Source organism: Ekhidna algicida, assembly GCF_051379705.1.
Taxonomy (GTDB): Bacteria; Bacteroidota; Bacteroidia; order Cytophagales; family Cyclobacteriaceae; genus Ekhidna.
The window spans coordinates 2,381,353-2,397,345 of sequence record NZ_CP179868.1 but is presented as its reverse complement, the minus strand read 5'-3'; the positions used below and the strand labels follow the sequence as shown (position 1 = coordinate 2,397,345).

The 15,993-nt window shown below is 39.7% G+C and carries 12 protein-coding genes; 7 read left to right on the top strand and 5 right to left on the bottom strand.

The features are described from left to right. Positions 1 to 184 precede the first annotated feature (184 nt). The 3 genes from ACL8WY_RS10445 to ACL8WY_RS10435 are packed head-to-tail and all read left to right on the top strand — an operon-like array spanning position 185 to position 5,947. Positions 185 to 1,267, top strand: a complete 1,083-nt coding sequence (locus tag ACL8WY_RS10445; protein WP_436514667.1) for an efflux RND transporter periplasmic adaptor subunit — start codon at positions 185 to 187, stop codon at positions 1,265 to 1,267. A gap of 26 nt (positions 1,268 to 1,293) precedes the next feature. After that, complete coding sequence (locus ACL8WY_RS10440; RefSeq protein WP_436514666.1) at positions 1,294 to 4,509, top strand: efflux RND transporter permease subunit; 3,216 nt, start codon at positions 1,294 to 1,296, stop codon at positions 4,507 to 4,509. Positions 4,510 to 4,516: 7 nt separating this feature from the next. Continuing rightward, complete coding sequence (locus ACL8WY_RS10435; RefSeq protein WP_436514665.1) at positions 4,517 to 5,947, top strand: TolC family protein; 1,431 nt, start codon at positions 4,517 to 4,519, stop codon at positions 5,945 to 5,947. A gap of 130 nt (positions 5,948 to 6,077) precedes the next feature. Here the strand turns inward: ACL8WY_RS10435 and ACL8WY_RS10430 are convergent, their stop codons facing one another. The 5 genes from ACL8WY_RS10430 to ACL8WY_RS10410 all read right to left on the bottom strand — a co-directional run bounded on the left by ACL8WY_RS10430 (position 6,078) and on the right by ACL8WY_RS10410 (position 12,256). Continuing rightward, positions 6,078 to 7,337 (bottom strand): sensor histidine kinase, encoded by a 1,260-nt coding sequence (locus tag ACL8WY_RS10430; protein WP_436514664.1) that lies wholly within the window; start codon positions 7,335 to 7,337, stop codon positions 6,078 to 6,080. Then, entirely contained in the window at positions 7,334 to 8,020 is a 687-nt protein-coding gene (locus ACL8WY_RS10425) for a response regulator transcription factor (protein ID WP_436514662.1), read from the bottom strand. Before ACL8WY_RS10425 ends, ACL8WY_RS10430 begins: the two co-directional genes overlap by 4 nt. Positions 8,021 to 8,551: 531 nt before the next feature. Further along, on the bottom strand, positions 8,552 to 10,090 hold the full coding sequence (locus tag ACL8WY_RS10420) for a YifB family Mg chelatase-like AAA ATPase (protein ID WP_436514661.1): 1,539 nt from the start codon (positions 10,088 to 10,090) through the stop codon (positions 8,552 to 8,554). 52 nt (positions 10,091 to 10,142) lie between these two features. Next, positions 10,143 to 10,502: a hypothetical protein gene (locus ACL8WY_RS10415; RefSeq protein ID WP_436514660.1), complete on the bottom strand. Its 360-nt coding sequence runs from the start codon at positions 10,500 to 10,502 to the stop codon at positions 10,143 to 10,145. A 113-nt stretch (positions 10,503 to 10,615) separates the two neighbouring features. Beyond that, a complete protein-coding gene (locus tag ACL8WY_RS10410) occupies positions 10,616 to 12,256 on the bottom strand; it encodes a hypothetical protein (RefSeq protein WP_436514659.1) in 1,641 nt (546 codons plus the stop codon). A 98-nt stretch (positions 12,257 to 12,354) separates the two neighbouring features. On the opposite strand from ACL8WY_RS10410, the gene ACL8WY_RS10405 reads away from it, so the two are divergent. From ACL8WY_RS10405 to hemC, 4 genes are all read left to right on the top strand, one after another. Beyond that, positions 12,355 to 12,600 carry a type B 50S ribosomal protein L31 gene (locus ACL8WY_RS10405; RefSeq protein ID WP_436514658.1) on the top strand — a complete coding sequence of 82 codons (246 nt, stop codon included), beginning with the start codon at positions 12,355 to 12,357 and terminating at the stop codon, positions 12,598 to 12,600. 87 nt (positions 12,601 to 12,687) lie between these two features. After that, positions 12,688 to 13,866 carry a GlmU family protein gene (locus ACL8WY_RS10400; RefSeq protein ID WP_436514657.1) on the top strand — a complete coding sequence of 393 codons (1,179 nt, stop codon included), beginning with the start codon at positions 12,688 to 12,690 and terminating at the stop codon, positions 13,864 to 13,866. Between the two features lie 3 nt (positions 13,867 to 13,869). Further along, a complete protein-coding gene (locus ACL8WY_RS10395; protein ID WP_436514656.1) occupies positions 13,870 to 14,985 on the top strand; it encodes an ATP-binding protein in 1,116 nt (371 codons plus the stop codon). A gap of 18 nt (positions 14,986 to 15,003) precedes the next feature. Continuing rightward, positions 15,004 to 15,930 carry a hydroxymethylbilane synthase gene (hemC, locus tag ACL8WY_RS10390; protein WP_436514655.1) on the top strand — a complete coding sequence of 309 codons (927 nt, stop codon included), beginning with the start codon at positions 15,004 to 15,006 and terminating at the stop codon, positions 15,928 to 15,930. The last annotated feature ends 63 nt before the right edge of the window (positions 15,931 to 15,993 follow it).

The following is a 15,993-nucleotide window of genomic DNA, read 5'->3' as shown; positions in this document are numbered from 1 at the left end:
AAATTAAGATTCTAATTCTGTAGAGATTCTGGATTTTTTGATTCGGTCAAAAAGTACCCTAATGCTCCAGATACTTGTCGGTTTAGATTTTTTTTAAAAAAATGTGTCTTTCTTGATTTCTACAGATTCTCTCCAGAATTGACTACCCTTTTTGAGTCAATTAAATCAAAACAAAAAAATTATAATGACTAAAGTGCTCACACTAGCATGCTTGTCAGTCATATTATTTGGCACAAGCTGTAGCTCTAATAAAGAACATCACGAGTCAAAATCGAAGTTCTTGGTTACCAATCCCATACAGATGGATACCTCTGTGGTAAAAGAATATGTCAGTATTATTCGTTCAGTACGGCACATCGAATTAAGAGCCATGGAAAAAGGCTACATCGAAAAAATTTATGTAGATGAGGGACAGTTTATAAAGAAAGGCCAACTCATGTTTCAAATAATGCCTCGTCTTTATGAGGCTGAATTGAAACGAGAAGAAGCGGAGACAGAATTTGCTAAAATCGAATATCAAAACACCAAAAAACTTGCAGATCAGAAAGTAGTTGCGCCCAATGAATTGGCACTAGCGAAAGCGAAGTATGATAAAGCTAAGGCCGAACTGGCCCTAGCACAAGTTCACCTCGACTTCACTCAGGTAAGAGCTCCCTTTGATGGAATCATGGATTATTTCCATGTAAGAGAGGGAAGTCTTGTGGAAGAGGGAGAATTACTAACCACCCTTTCTGATAATCATGAAATGTGGGTTTATTTCAATGTGCCTGAAGCTGAGTATCTGGAATATAAGAGCAATATGAAAAAAGATAGCGTCTTGGACGTACAGTTGAAATTAGCCAACAATCAGCTATTTGAGTACTTTGGAAAGGTGACAACCATAGAAGCAGACTTCAACAATGAAACTGGAAACATTGCCTTCAGAGCTACATTCCCTAATCCTAAAGGACTTTTGAGACATGGTGAGACTGGTAATATTTTGGTTAGAAAGCCAATCAAAAATGCTTTGATTATACCTCAAAAAGCCACTTTTGAAATCCTAGATCAGAAATACGTATTTGTAATAAGTGAAGATGATGTTGTTCATTCGAGACACATTGAGGTAGGTGCTGAACTTCCACACCTTTATGAGGTCACCTCTGGATTAGAAATATCTGATATGGTTTTGGTGGAAGGCTTGAGAAAAGTCAAAGATGGGGATGAAATACTTTCAGATTTCAAAAACCCAAAAGAACTTCTAGGTCTGCTTGACTTATACGCAGAATAAGTCTATCACCATAAAAAGAAAATATCATGTCAATTAGTAAAATAATACACCGGCCTGTTCTTGCTATTGTAATATCGGTGATGTTGCTATTTCTGGGTTCGCTCGCTATGAAAACGTTGCCTAAATCTCAGTTCCCGCAAATAGCACCAACAGTGGTCAACATTTTCATTGCTTTTCCCGGGTCTAATGCTGAGGTGCTTGTCAACTCAACCCTTATCCCATTGGAGCAAGCAATCAATGGAGTACGAGATATGCGCTATATATCTTCTGATGCAACAAGTGCTGGAGAAGCAACTCTTAGAGTAATTTTTGAACCCGGGACGGATCCAAATGAGGCTGTAGTAAGGGTGAAAACAAGAGTAGATAGAGTAATGCCATTACTTCCCCCGCTTGTGCAAAGAGAGGGAGTGATTATTACACCTATCCAACCTAGCATGCTGATGTATGTGAACTTGTACAGTACAGATAAAGATGCAGATGAGAAGTTTTTGTACAACTATGCTAACATTAATATGATCCCAGAAATCCAGCGAGTAAAGGGGATTGCACGCGCACAAATATTAGGTAGCAGACAGTACGCAATGCGCGTTTGGTTAAAACCTGATAGAATGCGAGCTTATAAAATTTCAGCCGAAGAAGCGGTAGAAGCTATGTTAGAACAAAGTATTATAGCACGTCCAGGACGTTTAGGAAGAGCAGATGGCAAAGATTCTCAGGCGCTGGAATACGTTCTCACCTATCTAGATCGATACAATAAGCCTGAGCAGTACGAAAAAATCATTGTGAAAGCAAATGAAGAAGGTGAAATCATCTATCTAAGGGATATAGCTGAAGTAGAACTTGGGAGTGAATTTTTTGATATATACTCAAATTTAGATGGAAATCCTGCTGCTTCTATTGTGTTGAAACAAACAATAGGAAGTAACGCCTCTGACGTGATCAATGAAGTTAAAGCACAACTCAATGTGATGAAGGAGTCTTTTCCTCCAGGCATGGACTACAAAATAAGCTATGATGTCTCCAACTTTTTAGATGCATCTATTGAACAAGTAATCCATACACTTCGAGATGCTTTTATTTTAGTTGCTTTGGTAGTTTTCTTATTCCTTGGAGATTGGAGGTCAACACTTATTCCTATTCTAGCGGTTCCTATTTCACTAATAGGAGCATTTTTCGTGATACAGATGTTCGGGTTGTCCATCAATTTAATTACACTATTTGCTTTGGTTTTGGCTATTGGGATTGTAGTTGATGATGCGATTGTGGTAGTGGAAGCCGTTCATGCCAAAATGGAAGAAAAGAACTTATCTCCATACTTAGCTGTGAAAGAGGTGATGGGGGAAATTGGTGGAGCAATCATTGCAATTACTTTAGTAATGGTTGCAGTATTTGTTCCAATTACATTTATGCCCGGACCAGTAGGAACTTTCTATCGTCAGTTTGGAATCACTATGGCGAGTTCTATTCTGCTGTCAGCTGTTGTGGCACTTACTCTTACGCCTGTACTATGTGCCATTATCCTCAAGAACAACCATGGAAAGAAACGCAGACAAAATTTATTCACACGTTTCATTGATTCCTTTAATAGCGGTTTTGAAAAATTGACAGGTAGATATGTGAAACTTCTGAAGATGGTTGTAAATCGACGTGCTATCACATGGGGGATATTGTTAGCATTCGGAGTAGGTATTTACTGGGGCAATCAAACACTGCCTTCGGGCTTTATTCCCAATGAAGATCAGGGTACAATCTATGCCATTATTCAGACCCCTCCTGGTGCTACTCTTGAGCGTACCAACAAGGTTGCACATCAGTTGATGGAGATTGCTGAGGAGATTGATGGTATAGAATCAGTATCCGCTCTGGCAGGGTATGAGATCATGACAGAAGGACGTGGTTCCAACGCTGGTACGTGCTTAATTAATCTCAAGAATTGGTCTGAGCGTCATCACTCTGTGCATGAAATCATGGAAGAACTAGAAGAAAAAACTCACAATCTAGGCGCAATCATTGAATTCTTTGAACCGCCAGCAGTTCCTGGATTTGGTTCATCTGGTGGGTTCTCTCTAAGAATGCTTGATAAAACCAATGAAACTAATTATCAGGAATTTGATCGCATCAATACCGAATTTATGGATGCTCTAAGAGAAAGAGAAGAACTTTCTGGGCTGTTTACCTTTTTTGCTGCTAACTACCCTCAATACGAAATGGTAGTTGACAATAAAATAGCTATGCAAAAAGGGGTATCTATCGATAAGGCGATGGAAAACTTAAATATTCTAATAGGAAGTACTTATGAGCAAGGCTTTATTCGCTTTGGCCGATTTTTCAAAGTACATGTACAAGCACACCCTGATTATCGTAGATATGCATCCGACTTGGATGAGTACTTTGTGAAGAATGAGCACGGAGATATGGTGCCGTATTCTTCCTTTATGAAGCTAGTGAAAAAGCAAGGGCCAAATGAAATCACACGTTTCAACCTTTATAACTCGGCCTCTATTCGCGGACTTCCTGCCAAAGGATTTACGACTGGTGATGCGATTGCAGCTATTGAAGAAGTAGCAGCCGAAACATTACCGAGAGGTTATGATATTGCCTGGGAAGATCTTTCCTATGACCAGTCTAGAAGAGGTAATGAAGCTTTATACATTTTTGTTATCGTATTAATATTTGTTTACCTGGTGTTAGCAGCACAGTACGAAAGTTTCTTATTGCCGTTAGCAGTATTACTATCTCTGCCAGTTGGGATATTTGGTTCATTTATGTTACTAAAATTTATGGGACTGGCCAACGATGTATATGCACAGGTTGGGCTCATCATGCTGGTCGGATTACTTGGTAAAAATGCGGTATTGATTGTTGAGTTTGCGGTTCAAAAACATCATCAGGGTGCTAGTGTTTTAGAGGCTGCCATCGAAGGGGCTAAAGTTCGCTTCAGGCCTATCCTTATGACTTCTTTTGCTTTCATTGCCGGGTTGATACCACTTGTAATTTCTCATGGAGCTGGGGCTGTTGGTAATAAGACTATTGGTGGATCGGCACTAGGTGGAATGTTGCTAGGAACACTTTTGGGAGTGGTAGTTATACCTGGACTCTATTACACTTTTGGTAAACTGGCTGAGGGTAGAAAACTGATTAAGGATGAAGCCGATACCTCTGTATCAGAAGAATATGTAGAAAATATGCAAGCTCATGATCGCTTACTTGAAAAAGCTCGCAAAAGGTCAACCTCAAATTAACAATTAAATGAAGTTTTATAGAATAATATATTTAGCATCGATAACCTTGATGATTGTAGTTTTTCCTTCTTGCGCACCCGATCTTATTCAAAAATCTGCTAATCTATCTACACCAGATAAATTTCGAGCATCAAGTGATACGGTAACGATCGCAACAACTAATTGGGATAACTATTTTGATGATCCGTATCTGACAGCATTAATAGATACAGCCTTGAACAACAATCAGGAGTTAAACATCTTCATGCAAGAGGTACAAATGCTAAGAAATGAGATACAATCTAAAAAGGGTGAATACCTGCCGAGTGTTAATATTGGAGTAGGTACTGGTGTGGATAAAGTAGGTCGGTATACTCGGTTTGGAGCATTGGAAGAAAACCTATTAGTCAAAGAAAATGAGGCTTTTCCAGAGCCACTTGGTGATTTTGAGTCTGGACTCTATGCTCAATGGGAAATAGATATCTGGAAGAAATTGAGAACAGCTAAAAAAGCAGCTTTTACCAGATATCTAGCATCTACTGAAGGACGAAACTTCTTAGTCACAGGCTTGATATCTGAAATTGCAAATGAATACTATGAGTTGATTGCATTGGATAATCAACTAGTCATTCTTGATAAGAATATAGAGATTCAGAGCAATGCATTAGAAATTGTAAGACTACAGAAGCAATCTGCTCGCGTCACCGAGTTAGCAGTTAGAAGATTTGAAGCTCAAGTGTATGAAACAAGAAGTTTGCGGTATACAATTCAACAAAAAATCATTGAAGTAGAAAATCGCATTAATTTTCTAATGGGTCGGTATCCACAACCAATTGAAAGGCAAGTTGTAAATATTGAGGATATGATAGTTGGTTCAGCCCAAATAGGTATTCCAATTCAGCTTTTTGAGAACAGGCCTGATATAAGACGGGCTGAACTCAATATTGTAGCAGCCAAAATGGATATTAAAGTAGCTAAAGCCAATTTTTATCCATCCCTCGGCATAATTGGAGGTTTAGGTTTTCAGTCTTATAAGATCAGCGATCTGTTGGATTTACCCGCCTCATTGATGTATTCCATTGGTGGAGATATAACATCCCCATTGTTAAACAGAAAGGCAATCAAGGCCAACTATCAGAATGCCAATGCCAGGCAGATTCAGGCAGTTTTTGAGTACGAGCAAACGATGATTGGAGCTTTTACTGAAGTCTATAACTTGGCTAATAGAATAGATAATCTACAAGGAAGTTACGATTTAAGGGCACTTCAGGTAGTAGCATTGAATGAATCCGTTGTAATTTCTAACAACCTTTTTAGTTCGGCCAGAGCCGATTATATGGAAGTGCTATTGACCCAGAAAGATGCATTGGAATCACGATTTGAACTAATTGAAACAAAAAAAGAACAACTCCAAGCCAAGGTCAACATATACAAGGCTCTAGGTGGTGGCTGGAGGTAGAAGAATAGTTAGTAAAATGTTTTTTTGAGTTAGTGATTAGTTGAGTAGTGTGAGTAGGCAAATGGTGGACATCAATTAGTTGGAGCTGATTGTTGCTCCGCCATTTGTATTATATGTCAACTTCATGAATCTACCAAGATAATTTTATTTTATGCAAATTCCCATCATTAGTATAACTAACGTTCATTTCATTGTAGTCAGCAATACGTTTCACAAGAGAAAGCCCTAAGCCGGTAGAATCTTTTCTGCTACCAGAAACTACAAAACGGGTAAAAAGAGTGTTCGGGTCAACTTCAAGCTCCTCACCAGTATTAATCACACTCACAGAATTCTTATCTATTTCCAAATTGAGTTTCCCGTTTACTAAGTTGTATTTAATAGCATTGTTGATAAGGTTGTTAAAAAGAACGTAAGCCAACGTTTCATTCATCACAACCTTTGAATCAAACAAGACTTTGCTTGAATAGGAAATTTGTTTCATCTCTAAGAGATCCTGAACGTTTTCTATTATCTCGTTCAGAAATGAATGAAGATGAATAGTTTGGGTTTCTACGTATTGATGGTTATCAATCTTAGCAAATAGAGCTAACCCTTCTTTTAGCTTTGAGAGCCTAAGCGCGGCAGACCTAATAGCACCGAGATTTTCAACAAGTGTTTCATCTTGCAAGTTTTGCATCATCAACTCAGTTCTATTCTGGATGATGGCTAAGGGAGTTTGAATTTCATGCGAGGCATTTTCAGTGTATTCTTTTAAGTTTTGATAGTCTTTTGCGGTCTGTTCTGTCATGTTTTCAACAACTTGATTCAGGGATCTGAATTCATCTATTTTAGATTTTGGAAACACTATTTTTTCAGGCTGTTTGATGTTGAAATTTTTGAATAGGCTTAGTGTTTGATAAAACGGCTTCCATATTTTCTTAGCAATCAGCAAATTGATTACTATAAGAGAGAGCATGAACAGCATTGCTACCAAAACCATTATTTCACCTATCGCTTGCAATAGATCATTGTTGTTTACGAGGGACTTCACAATTGTAACTCTATACTCCTTTCCATCGTGACTTGCTGAAAAAGTGAGCTTGCGATAGTCTAACATTTTCCCCTCGTAAGTGTCATACATTGAGGTATCTGACATTACCTCTTCTTTGGATTCGATAGGCGATTTTTCATGAATCTTGATTTTATCACCAATGTTCAGATATAGTATTTGATCTAATTTGTCATACCTATCAAATTCGTCAATGAACTGTTGTTTTTCAGCATGAAGTTTTTCGTTGAACTCTTTATCAATCACATGCTTAATTATATAATACGAGGCAAAACCTACGACCACAAACGCAACCGTAAAAGCCAAAAAATAGTATCGATTAGTAAGGTGTATTAATTTCATTTTTCGGCTTTTGAATATTTGTAGCCCAAACCGTACACCGTTTGAATGCAATCATCTCCTCCATTTTCAACTATCTTCTTACGTAAGTTTTTCAAGTGTGAATAGATAAAATCAAAAGAGTCTGCTCCATAGGAGTATTCGCCCCACAGTCTTTCAGCAATAGTTTCCTTTGCGATAATACGTTCAGGATTAGAAATAAAGTAATAAAGCAGTTCATACTCCTTTTTTGTCAGTTTGATGGTCGTACCATTCACAATAACCTCTTTTTTAAAAGGAATTACACTAATATTTCCGTATTGTATTTTGTCATCTCCATCAAATTCCTTTCGTCTCGCCACTGCTTTTATTCGAGCATTTAACTCTGCTAGATCAAACGGTTTTGAGATGTAGTCGTCAGCTCCTAAATCCAGTCCTCTGATTCGGTCACCTATTGAATTTCGAGCTGACACAACTATAATTCCGGATTTTACTCTTTGTTCCTTAATAAATTGAACCAAGTCTAAACCATTACCATCAGGTAAATTGATATCTATAAGAATTACATCGTATTCAAAATTCCAGACTTTTTCCTGTCCGCTTTCCAGAAGAGTAGCCCAATCACAAATTGTGTTTTCTTCTTTCTGTAAATAGGAAATAATTGTCTTTGCTATTTCTTCTTCGTCTTCGAGCAGCAGAATTTTCACTTCACCAAGGTCTTATGATAAAAAACGAAAAATAAGAAATATTAGATAGAAGTGATCTGCTCAATTACAGCTCCATACCTAAAGATCAGTATGTATATGAGATTATTTACATTCATATCACCGCTTTGCAAGCAGTAAAGGACACGTATTTTTGTTCCCATCTAAATATTGTTATCAATTTTAACTAAGACCAATAATTGAAGCTAAAATCAATTACATTATTTTAACTAGTATTTAAATAGTAACATGAAAGCATAACACGCATGTTGAGCTCTCTTATCTCTTCACTAATTCGTGAAAATAAGGCAGACATGTTTGACTAAATTTTGTTGAATCAGTAAGATGCATACCTATTCCTCTTCATCGGCACACATATCATTATCATCAATCGCAAGATCTACATGTTTTTCTTGGAAAAACTCATATGCAAGGAAGACTGTGAGAATAAAAAATGTAAAAATCTCAAACTCTTAGAGTTTTATCAGCATACGAGGTGATAGATTGAATGACAGACTCAAACATGCTGTAATATTACCCTGCCCAGCCTTCTCTGTCCAAACTTCTGTATTGAATGGCTTCAGCGAGATGCTCTATTGCGATCGATTCGGTGGCAGCTAAATCTGCAATGGTTCTGGACACGCGTAATATTCGGTCATATGCTCTGGCAGACAAGCCTAATCTTTCCATCGCTGTTTTCAAAAGTGTTTTGCCCGCCGAGTTGATCTGACAAACTTCCTTCACCATATTGGAGCTCATCATGGCATTGTTAAATATTCCCGGCTGTTCTTTAAATCGCTCTTCCTGAATTTCGCGAGCCTTTATTACTCGCTCCCTGATCTCTGCACTTGATTCGGTTTTTCTGTTCTCAGTCATCTGATCGAATGAAACCGGTGTGACTTCCACATGTAAGTCAATCCGATCGAGCAATGGACCACTGATACGATTGAGGTAGCGCTGCACAACGCCCGGTGCGCAGACACATTCTTTTTCCGGATGATTGTAATAGCCACAAGGGCATGGGTTCATGCTTGCGATCAGCATAAAATTGGAAGGGTAATCCAAAGAAACTCTCGCTCTTGAGATAGTCACTTTTCGCTCTTCCAACGGCTGACGCATTACCTCCAAAACTGAACGTTGAAACTCGGGAAGCTCATCTAAAAACAATACACCATTGTTTGCCAATGAAATCTCACCTGGCTGTGGAATACCACCGCCACCTACAAGTGCCGCGTCAGAGATAGTATGGTGTGGTTGCCTGAAGGGACGCTGAGCGATTAACTTACCTTCGGTTCCTAACTTGCCCGCAACAGAATGAATCTTGGTCGTTTCCAATGCCTCATATAAAGTCAATGGAGGAAGAATAGAGGGGAGCCTTTTTGCCAGCATGGTCTTACCAGCTCCCGGAGGACCAATCATAATTACATTGTGCCCACCAGCTGCTGCGATTTCCATCGCTCGCTTGATATTCTCCTGTCCTTGCACATCAGAAAAGTCAGAGGCGTAATTATCCAGATTAGCAAAAAAAACATCACGTGTGTCGTAAATGAGCGGTTCAATAACCTCCTCGCCTTCCACATGTAAAATGGCTTCTTTGATGTTATCTACACCAATAATATCCAGGCCATCCACAATTGCAGCCTCTGTGGCATTTTCTTTGGGAAGTATGAATCCCTTGAACCCGTTCTTCCTTGCCTCAATTGCTATAGGTAAGGCCCCTTTGATCGGGCGAAGCTCACCGTCGAGAGCCAGCTCTCCCATGATTACATAATCTTCGAGATTTTCAGCTATTATTTGTTCAGAGGCTTTTAAAATCCCTAGCGCAATCGGGAGATCATAGGCTGAACCTTCTTTTCTAATATCTGCTGGTGCCAGGTTTACAACTACTTTTTGCCTGGGCATTCTATAGCCAAAGTTTTTAATGGCTGACTCAACACGCTGCTCGCTTTCCTTAACAGCTGAATCTGGCAACCCTACCATGAAAAATTTGGTGCCTTGACCAACGTTGACCTCTACAGTAATTTTATACGCATCTACGCCGTAAACGGCGCTACCATAAGTTTTAGCTAGCATAACTATCGTCTGAATAAACCTTAAAAAATGGTGGCGTGCTACGAAGTATTATTTAATCTTCGTCATCTTCATCTTCCTCGCTCTGCAGAGCTTCATCTTCTGCAGGGAGATCATTCTCTTCCTGACCTTTATCGTAGAGTTTAGCTTTCAACTCTACAACCTCTGCTTCCAGATCCTCAATTCCATTCTTGATACTTCGAATCCTCAGTTGCTGCATTACAAATTCGATCGCCATCAAGATGGAGATGAAGAGAAACAATGCCATCACGTATTTTGGAAACTTGATGTATGAGGACAACTTGATCTTGGATAAATATTGTTCTGTATTTAGGAGAATATCCACGGAGAAATACATAATCACCAGTGCGATGACCACATAAATAATGTGGAAAATGAGTTTGAACCTTTGCATTAGCTGTTGTAGTGAAGGCTGAAAGTTATGAAACTTTTCAGGTTTTGTATAGATAATCTTTTAAAGGATTTGTCATGGATATAACCGTTCGGGAATTTAATCACCTTATCAGTTTAGAATAGGTATCTTCTCGATGGCACATTCCATCGCATCGAGAATCCGAAAACAGATGTTGAAGTATCAATATTTCCATTTGAATCAGACTCTCTTCTCAGCGTTGCATCCAAATCTAAAAATAGATTATGCCTAGGCATATAGCTAGCCCTGATGAATAGCATCGTCAAATCTGTTTTATTTCCTTGCAAGTGAGTGTTGCCAAATTCCAGGCTACCTCCATTGCCATCAGGTCTTCGGATGGAATAATTTTTAAGGATGTCTCTTCCAAAATTCACATCTCCAAGGTCATTACCATAGCCAGCCAGCATTACCATACTTTCAAAACTCCACCGGTCACTCAAACGATAATTTGCGCGACCTATATATTCGGTGAAATTAGCTCCCAGTGGATGCGCCAGTGAAAGATTATAGTGGCTGTAGCTCGTAAATCCATTTTCGTGAGCATACATATACGGACGTACTCTATTGATTTCCGCCTGAACCATAAGGTCCTCTACGCCGAATGGGTCAACGTATTTTGCGCCAAGTTGAAATCCCTGCTTATTGCCCCACCAGCCATCTCCGGCCAAAACCTCTCCAATAATCATCTCATCTATTACTAGCTGACCATAAAGAGATACCCTTTTTTTAAGGTTCCATTTGAAATCTAACCCAATAATTGCATTATCCTCACTTCCATTCTGCTGCTCAACTGCACGGTAAAAAATTATCGGATTCAAATATTCTATTTTTAAGCCGCCGGTTGAATCTCCATACATTACGGACTCGAAAAGGCCAATGTGCAAGTTTGGTTTGATCTTGACATTGAGGTGATGAAACGCCATATACTTCTTTCCAAATCCTCCCGTTCCAAGTAGCCCAAATGTTCCACCACTAACACCAGGTATCAATTCAGCAAAAATATTCGTGTAATCAAAAACCTTTGTTTCTGTATTTATACGCAAGTATGGGTAGTTGTTTGAATAGTCTGATAGGATGAGTGATCTTACTCCATTCCCAACAAAGTGTTTCCCAAAACCCAACTGAGCCGAGATGCTTCTGGAGAGACCAAAGTCAATGTATCCCTGTGCTCGAAAAAAGTCTACGCCTGTGGTTGCAAATTGCTTCCAAAAACCCTCGTATGGCACCACCAGGGTGCTGTCTCTTACATTATTTACATATTCCGGATAACGTGCCTGATTCTCTGTGAGCATCGTGTAAAAGGCGATTTTGTTATCTATCCTCCCTCTAATTTCTGCTCCACGACTATTGACAAAAGTTGATCCGATTGCATCATTCGTTTTCCCGTAAGAAAAATGTAGAACAGGATTGACGTGCAGCTCCAGATTTTTGTCTTCATAGTAGTAAAAATCTGCAGGATATGTATACAGTTTAGTCCAAATCGGTTTAGTTGATTTGGTAGAATCTTGTGTATAACCTCTCAATTCCTTGCTTAAATAAGGGCTCACGTTTGAGCCAAACAAGTCATATACCGAAGAGCGTGAGAATGGCTTTATGGTAGAATTAAAGGCGCTTGATGAACGTACCTCTTCTAATTCTACTAGCTGATAGGTCGGATGGCCTAAGGTGAAATCTGTAGATTGAGCAGATAATAAGCTGACGGTGAGAAGACTAAGAATTGAAAGTGTTTTTCTCATGAATCAAACATATTCGATTTTAGTTGAATGATTGGGTTTGAAGAAGATAAAATAATGTCTATCTTTGCCATCCTTTTTGAAAAAGAGATAGAATAGAGATGAAAAAAGACATACATCCTGAATACAAAGAAGTTGTTTTTCTTGATACAACAAGTGAGTTCAAATTTCTTACGAAATCTACAATGACTTCTAAGGAGACCATCAAATGGGAAGATGGTAATGAATACCCTTTAATTAAAGTAGAGGTTAGCTCAGCATCGCACCCATTCTACACTGGAAAGAAAATCTTTTTGGATACTGCTGGTCGAGTGGAAAAATTCAACAGAAAGTACAAGAAGAAGTAATTCTGTTCGAAAAAGAAATTCAAAGTCTTCAGGTTATCCTGAAGACTTTTTTTGTGCCCTTTTGCCAAAACAAGCTAAGTTTGATTCATGCAAGTCACCTTCATAGATTCTGAGGAAAGCTGGAAACAAATGCTGCCACTGAGTTTTACACGCCCGGTTGCAGAAGTGCGCATTGGCGTTCTCAAAATCCATGAAAAATGGACCAGACACCTTTCCGCTGATGAGGTCTTCTTCCGGTCACAACAGTATTTAACCAACCTGTTTAAAGCTCCCGAACAGCAAACACTGACAATTCTGGGAAATGTATTGCCAACAGAATCTTTAGTCAGTACAATAAAGTCCTTAAAAGAAGATGAGGCGCTTACTTGCGATGGCAACCTCATTGCAGGATTTTTTGCCAATTCTGAAGCATTCGAAATTGGAAATCGGAAAGAAGTTTCTATTAGTGAAGTAAATCAGGTCTCCTATCCATGGGACATCTTCAGACTGAATGGCGCAGAGATTAAAAAAGATTATGCTGTATTGACCGATGGAAGAAAATCTCAGGTCCAGGATGTGCATACGAAAACCTATGGAGATCAAATTTTTATAGAGGAAGGGGCGATTGTCAAGGCTTCAGTTTTAAATGCTGAAAATGGTCCCATCTATATTGGCAAAAACGCCGAAGTGCAGGAAGGCGCTCTGATACGTGGGCCATTTGCTTTGTGCGAACACTCCGTCGTAAACATGGGCGCAAAGATCAAAGGAGACACCACAATTGGTCCACATTCCAAGGTGGGAGGTGAAGTTTCAAATTCCGTCATTTTTGGATACAGCAATAAAGGTCACGAAGGTTTTTTAGGTAACTCTGTGCTAGGAGAATGGTGCAACCTAGGTGCTGACACCAACAATTCCAATTTGAAAAATAACTACGCAAATGTGAAAATGTGGGATTTCGCCAGCGGTCGATTTAAAGATACCGGACTTCAATTTTGCGGTTTGATTATGGGGGATCATTCGAAATGTGGGATAAACACCATGTTTAATACAGGCACCACAGTGGGAGTATCAGCTAACATTTTTGGCGATGGCTTTCCAAGAACCATTATTCCTTCCTTTGCCTGGGGAGGTGCTTCTGGCTTTGCTACATATCAAACCAGAAAAGCTTTTGAGACCGCAGAACTAGTCATGAAAAGGAGAAACAAACAACTTACCGAGGAAGACAAAGCAGTGCTTTCACATATCTTTGAGATCACTTCCGAAAATCGGGTGTGGGATAAGAAATAATCAATGCAGTTTTCACAAATACCTGGGCTTGAAGAGTTAAAGAAGCAGCTTGTTTCCGCTCATAAGAGAGGAAAAGTTGCACATGCACAACTTTTTGCAGGAAGGCCGGGAACTGCAGTTTTGCCCATGGCGCTGGCATATGCTAGCTACCTCATGTGCGAAAATCAATTAGAAGAAGATAGCTGTGGTACGTGCGCCAACTGCACCCGTATAAATAAGTTAGTTCACCCCGACATTCATCTTCACTTTCCTAAAGTATCTGCAGCGGAAAGCAAATACGAAAAAGTACTTGCTGAAGCAATCCCAAGGTTCAGGGAGTTTGTCATAGAATCTCCTTTTGGAGATTTGGAAGCCTGGACTCATAAGTATGGTCAGGAGAATAAAAACTTACTCATTAGCAGGCAGGATAGTCGACAGATGCTGAAAAACGTGAGCATGCGATCAGTCGAGGGAGGATATAAAATATTATTGATCTGGATTCCGGAATTGATGAATTCGAGCTCTGCCAATGCGATCCTGAAGATATTGGAAGAACCGCCGGAAAAAACCTTATACCTGCTCGTTTCCTACAATTATGACAATTTACTTGCCACAATTACCTCAAGAACTCAGCTGGTAAACGTTCCTCCCAACTCTACGGAAGAGGTTCAAAAATACTTGGAAGAAAAAGGGCTGGATTCCTCAAGAGCTTCACAGACAGCTAAACTTTCCGAAGGTAAAATTGGGTTGGCATCACATTTTGCCGATGCTGGTGAATCTCATGAATATGAAGATTTTCAAAAGTGGATGCTGGAATGCTGGAATAGAAACCTGACCGGCCTGGTGCGTAGAAGTGAAGATTTTTCAAAATCAGGAAAGGCAGCACAAAAGAATACTTTGAATTACGCCATTTCGATCGTCAGAAACGCCGTAGTTCATGCATCGGGACAACAGCCACCTTCACAAAGTGAAGCCGAGATCGCCTTTGTAGGAAAATTCGCTGATAAGTTGGGTTTAAATAGACTTGAAAAGGTGTATGCGCTGACTAACGAAGCTCTCATACATTTAGAGAGAAACTCAAATCCACGGATAACCCATTTAAATTTATCCTTGGATATCACTCGGGTATTGAATGGCTAAAACTTAAGAAAGAGAACTATGGAGCGAAGGGTTATCAAAATAGGAACAAGGAAAAGTAAACTTGCAATGTGGCAAGCAAACTACGTGGCGGATATGCTGGACGCCAGCGGTTTTCAGCCACAGCTAGTGCCTATTGAAACCAAAGGTGATAAAATTCAGCATGTAGCACTTTCGAAGATTGGAAGTAAAGGTGTATTTACAGAAGAGCTGGAGATGATGCTCCGTAGAAAGCAAATTGATATCGCTGTACATAGCGCCAAAGATCTTCAATCGCAGCTGCCAGATGGATTTCATGTACTGTCCTTTTGCGAGCGCGAATCTCCCGACGATGTAATCATTTCGGATAAAGAAATAGATCTGAACAATCCCAAACTCATTTTAGGGACATCCAGCACCCGAAGGATAGCTATGTTGAAGCACTACTATCCTCATGTTACAACCGTAGACGTGCGAGGTAATCTTCAAACACGCATAGAAAAAATGAAATCGGGCATCATGGACGGACTCGTGCTTGCATACGCCGGCGTTCGCCGAATGGATTATGATCAACTAGTTCGCTATTGGTTTGACACTGAAAGATTTGTTCCTCCTGTAGGCCAGGGAGCAGTGGCCATCGAGGTACATGAAAGTCTCGATCAGGAAGTAGCCGATCAAATTAAAGCCGCAACTAATCACGCGCTTACAGAGAAAATGCTTCTCACAGAGCGTGCCTACTTGAGAAGAATGGATGGTGGGTGCAGCATCCCGGTGTTTGGTTACGCCCAAATGGAAATGGATGGGCAAATCATACTCAAAGGTGGGATCGCGAGCCTTGATGGAAAACAACTTATCCAACGAACAATGTATGGTTCAACACCCGAAGAATTGGGAACCAGCCTGGCTGATGAGATTTTGCAGAGTGGAGGAAAGAAAGTGTTGGATGAAATTAAGGCGACCTTAAATTGAGGCATTGCCAGTGCAGCAAGCCCTACCTCAATTAGAAATTGAAAAGATCAGATGGTTTAATAA

Coding starts and splice junctions, on each gene's coding strand:
- ACL8WY_RS10415 (WP_436514660.1), bottom strand. CDS start 10,502: ATGCAAAGGTTCAAACTCATTTTCCACATTATTTATGTGGTCATCGCA.
- ACL8WY_RS10395 (WP_436514656.1), top strand. CDS start 13,870: ATGCAGTTTTCACAAATACCTGGGCTTGAAGAGTTAAAGAAGCAGCTT.
- ACL8WY_RS10405 (WP_436514658.1), top strand. CDS start 12,355: ATGAAAAAAGACATACATCCTGAATACAAAGAAGTTGTTTTTCTTGAT.
- ACL8WY_RS10410 (WP_436514659.1), bottom strand. CDS start 12,256: ATGAGAAAAACACTTTCAATTCTTAGTCTTCTCACCGTCAGCTTATTA.
- ACL8WY_RS10430 (WP_436514664.1), bottom strand. CDS start 7,337: ATGAAATTAATACACCTTACTAATCGATACTATTTTTTGGCTTTTACG.
- ACL8WY_RS10440 (WP_436514666.1), top strand. CDS start 1,294: ATGTCAATTAGTAAAATAATACACCGGCCTGTTCTTGCTATTGTAATA.
- ACL8WY_RS10445 (WP_436514667.1), top strand. CDS start 185: ATGACTAAAGTGCTCACACTAGCATGCTTGTCAGTCATATTATTTGGC.
- ACL8WY_RS10400 (WP_436514657.1), top strand. CDS start 12,688: ATGCAAGTCACCTTCATAGATTCTGAGGAAAGCTGGAAACAAATGCTG.
- ACL8WY_RS10435 (WP_436514665.1), top strand. CDS start 4,517: ATGAAGTTTTATAGAATAATATATTTAGCATCGATAACCTTGATGATT.
- hemC (WP_436514655.1), top strand. CDS start 15,004: ATGGAGCGAAGGGTTATCAAAATAGGAACAAGGAAAAGTAAACTTGCA.
- ACL8WY_RS10420 (WP_436514661.1), bottom strand. CDS start 10,090: ATGCTAGCTAAAACTTATGGTAGCGCCGTTTACGGCGTAGATGCGTAT.